Source organism: Endozoicomonas sp. SESOKO3, from assembly GCF_024606255.1.
In genome coordinates this window covers 1-2,680 of sequence record NZ_JAHHPR010000228.1, presented here as the reverse complement: position 1 = coordinate 2,680, position 2,680 = coordinate 1, and the positions used below count along the sequence as shown (strand labels likewise).

General features: G+C 47.5%; 4 protein-coding genes. 1 reads left to right on the top strand and 3 read right to left on the bottom strand.

Features of this window, described 5'->3' with window-relative positions; all coding sequences use genetic code 11:
• Positions 1-21: 21 nt before the first annotated feature.
• From KDK18_RS04010 to KDK18_RS04000, 3 genes are all read right to left on the bottom strand, one after another.
• A complete protein-coding gene (locus KDK18_RS04010; protein ID WP_257253377.1) occupies positions 22-453 on the bottom strand; it encodes a hypothetical protein in 432 nt (143 codons plus the stop codon).
• A gap of 65 nt (positions 454-518) precedes the next feature.
• On the bottom strand, positions 519-740 hold the full coding sequence (locus KDK18_RS04005) for a hypothetical protein (RefSeq protein ID WP_257253375.1): 222 nt from the start codon (positions 738-740) through the stop codon (positions 519-521).
• A gap of 120 nt (positions 741-860) precedes the next feature.
• Positions 861-1,400, bottom strand: coding sequence for a gamma carbonic anhydrase family protein (locus KDK18_RS04000; protein WP_257253374.1), 540 nt, complete (start codon positions 1,398-1,400; stop codon positions 861-863).
• A 115-nt stretch (positions 1,401-1,515) separates the two neighbouring features.
• Between KDK18_RS04000 and KDK18_RS03995 the strand changes: the two genes are divergently transcribed.
• Positions 1,516-2,680, top strand: a 1,165-nt coding sequence (locus tag KDK18_RS03995; protein ID WP_257253373.1) for a M3 family metallopeptidase, incomplete at its 3' end; no start/stop codon positions are given.

The window sequence follows — 2,680 nt, the reverse complement described above, 5'->3', positions numbered from 1 at the left end:
GGGATAAGCTTTGGGAAGTGATCAGTTTTGAGTATTGGGAATCCTCTGACGGATGAGTAACTCAAGCTGATCAAAACGCTCATCGACCTTGTCAAAACGCTCATCGACCTTGTCAAAGCGCTGATCGACTTCATCAAAGCGCTTATCATGTTCATCAAAGCGCTTATCATGTTCATCAAAGCGTTGACGGGTTTCCCTGACGAACTCGTTGTGTTGTTCATCCGCCCTTTTGAACCCTGCGTGGGTAGCTTCTGTCAGTGCGGCTATGCAGGCTTTGACGGCAGCGAGATCCGTCTTCACCTCGGAAACATCTAACTTTAATCCGGTAATATCACTCTGATTAGTGAGTGCAATGTTTTTTATATCTGCACACACCCTGGCCAGACTGTGCACATCTGCGCCAAGATTTTTATGCTGTGCTTCAAGCTTTTCGAGTCTTGCTTCTAAGGACATAAATCATGGAGCCTGTTTAAGTGAATGAAGTCGTCAGCTTAGCAGACCTTTTAACTTGCACAGGCTTAAATAACAAAATTCTTTTGGCTCACCAACAATGCCAATCTGGCCTGTTTATCTTTCATAGGTCCAGAACTCTGTTCAGCGGTTAGGGCACTGAGATTTTCATGGAATTTCTCAGCCTGCTTTTCAGCATTGTAGATTTCCTGATTATCCATTTGGCTGTCTGCGATCCAGTGGGCTTGTTGAGAGGCAGGTCTGTCGATAGGCTTGATAGTTTCGCTCATGGTGAATCTCCCCAAATCATCAACTGATATGGGAAGATTAGGTCTGGTTAGTTCAACCGTCTGTAATACTATGGGCGAAAATGAATTTTAATTATATTAAATTAATCTTTAATAACTTTTTTAAATGCCCAGGTATTCGTCTTTCAACTTCACATAGTTGTTCGCACCGTAAGAGAAGAGAGCTTTCTCTTTTTCACTGATTGGGCGAGCTTTCTGGGCTGGATTGCCTTTGTACACGAATCCGCTTTCCAGTCGTTTTCCCGGTGGCACCAGGCTGCCCGCAGCAACAATGACTTCCTCTTCGACCACTGCGCCATCCATTACCACAGCTCCAATGCCAATCAGGCAACGATTGTGGATCGTGCAGCCATGCAGGGTGACCTTGTGACCGACCGTCACTTCATCACCAATAATCAACGGGTAACCATCAGGGTTGAAAGTGCTGGCATGGGTGATATGCAACACCGAACCGTCCTGGATACTGGTGCGTGAGCCTATGCGGATGCGGTGCATATCTCCACGCACTACTGCCATGGGCCAGACAGAGCTGTCTTCACCAATTTCTACATCGCCCAGGACCAGAGCGGTTTCGTCAATAAATACCCGGTCACCCAGTGTTGGGGTATGACCTCTGAAGGTTCTGATGGAATGGCTTGTCATGGTGTTTGGCTTCTTTGCTCGTAGGTATTGCATTGTCCTTGAAAACCGATAATCCTGCACCCATAGACATAAAAAGAACGTTCAGTTTGGACAATAAACAGCGAGCATCTGAATTATGAGCAACCCACTGCTGGAAACCTGCGAACTGCCTCCCTTTGCCAAGATTAAACCAGAGTATATAAAACCGGCTATAGAGACCATTATTGCCGAGAGTGAGCAAGCGGTAGACGCACTTCTGGCGGATAAAAATCAATCGTTCAGCTGGAAGACTCTTCAGGAACCCATGGACAGTCTGGGTGACAGGCTTAATCAGGCCTGGTCTCCGGTGGGCCACATGAATGCTGTCGTGAATACCGATGAATTAAGAGATGCTTACAATGCCTGTCTGCCTCTGCTCTCTGAATATTCAACACGGCTGGGTCAGAATCAGGACCTCTATCAGGCCTATCTGACGCTGTCTGAGTCAGCAGAGTTCGAAAAGCTGGATAAGGCCCAGAAAAAAGTCATTACGGATAATTTACGTGATTTCAAACTGGCGGGCGTTGCCCTACCCCAAGAGAAAAAAGCCCGTTATGGTGACATCCAAAAACGCCTTTCTGAACTGACCAGCCAGTTTTCCGACAACGTTTTGGACGCCACCATGGCCTGGTCCAAGCTGATGACCGATGAGTCAGAGCTGATCGGTTTGCCTGAATCGGCATTGGCAGGCGCGAAACAGCTGGCTGAGTCCAAAGGACACAGCGAAGGCTGGATGCTGAATCTGGATTTTCCAAGCTATTTCCCGGTGATCACCTATGCAGACAATCGTGAACTGCGTGAAGAGGTTTATACAGCATTCAGTACCCGGGCATCAGATCAGGGCCCGAATGCGGGCGAATTTGATAATTCAGACAACATTAATGAAATTCTCAAACTGCGTCAGGAGCTGGCCGAATTGCTGGGTTTCAACAATTATGCAGAATACTCACTGGCGACCAAAATGGCTGACTCTACTGATAAGGTCATGGCGTTTCTGGAAGATCTGGCCAGTAAGAGTAAGCCTCAGGCAGAAAAAGAACTGAATGAACTGAGAGCGTTTGCCAAAGCAGAGCATGGTGCTGATGATTTGCAGGCCTGGGACATTGGTTACTATGCCGAGAAGCTCAGGCAGCAACGCTACGCTATTTCTCAGGAAGAGTTGCGTCCCTGGTTCCCGGCTGAGAAAGTAGTGAATGGCATGTTCTCTGTCGTGGAGCGCCTATTCGGTATTACCTTTGAAAAGGTGACCGACGTTGAAACCT

What these genes read in the sequence shown, in the direction of transcription:
- KDK18_RS04010 (WP_257253377.1), bottom strand. Translation starts at nt 453, where the DNA reads ATGTCCTTAGAAGCAAGACTCGAAAAGCTTGAAGCACAGCATAAAAAT.
- KDK18_RS04005 (WP_257253375.1), bottom strand. Translation starts at nt 740, where the DNA reads ATGAGCGAAACTATCAAGCCTATCGACAGACCTGCCTCTCAACAAGCC.
- KDK18_RS04000 (WP_257253374.1), bottom strand. Translation starts at nt 1,400, where the DNA reads ATGACAAGCCATTCCATCAGAACCTTCAGAGGTCATACCCCAACACTG.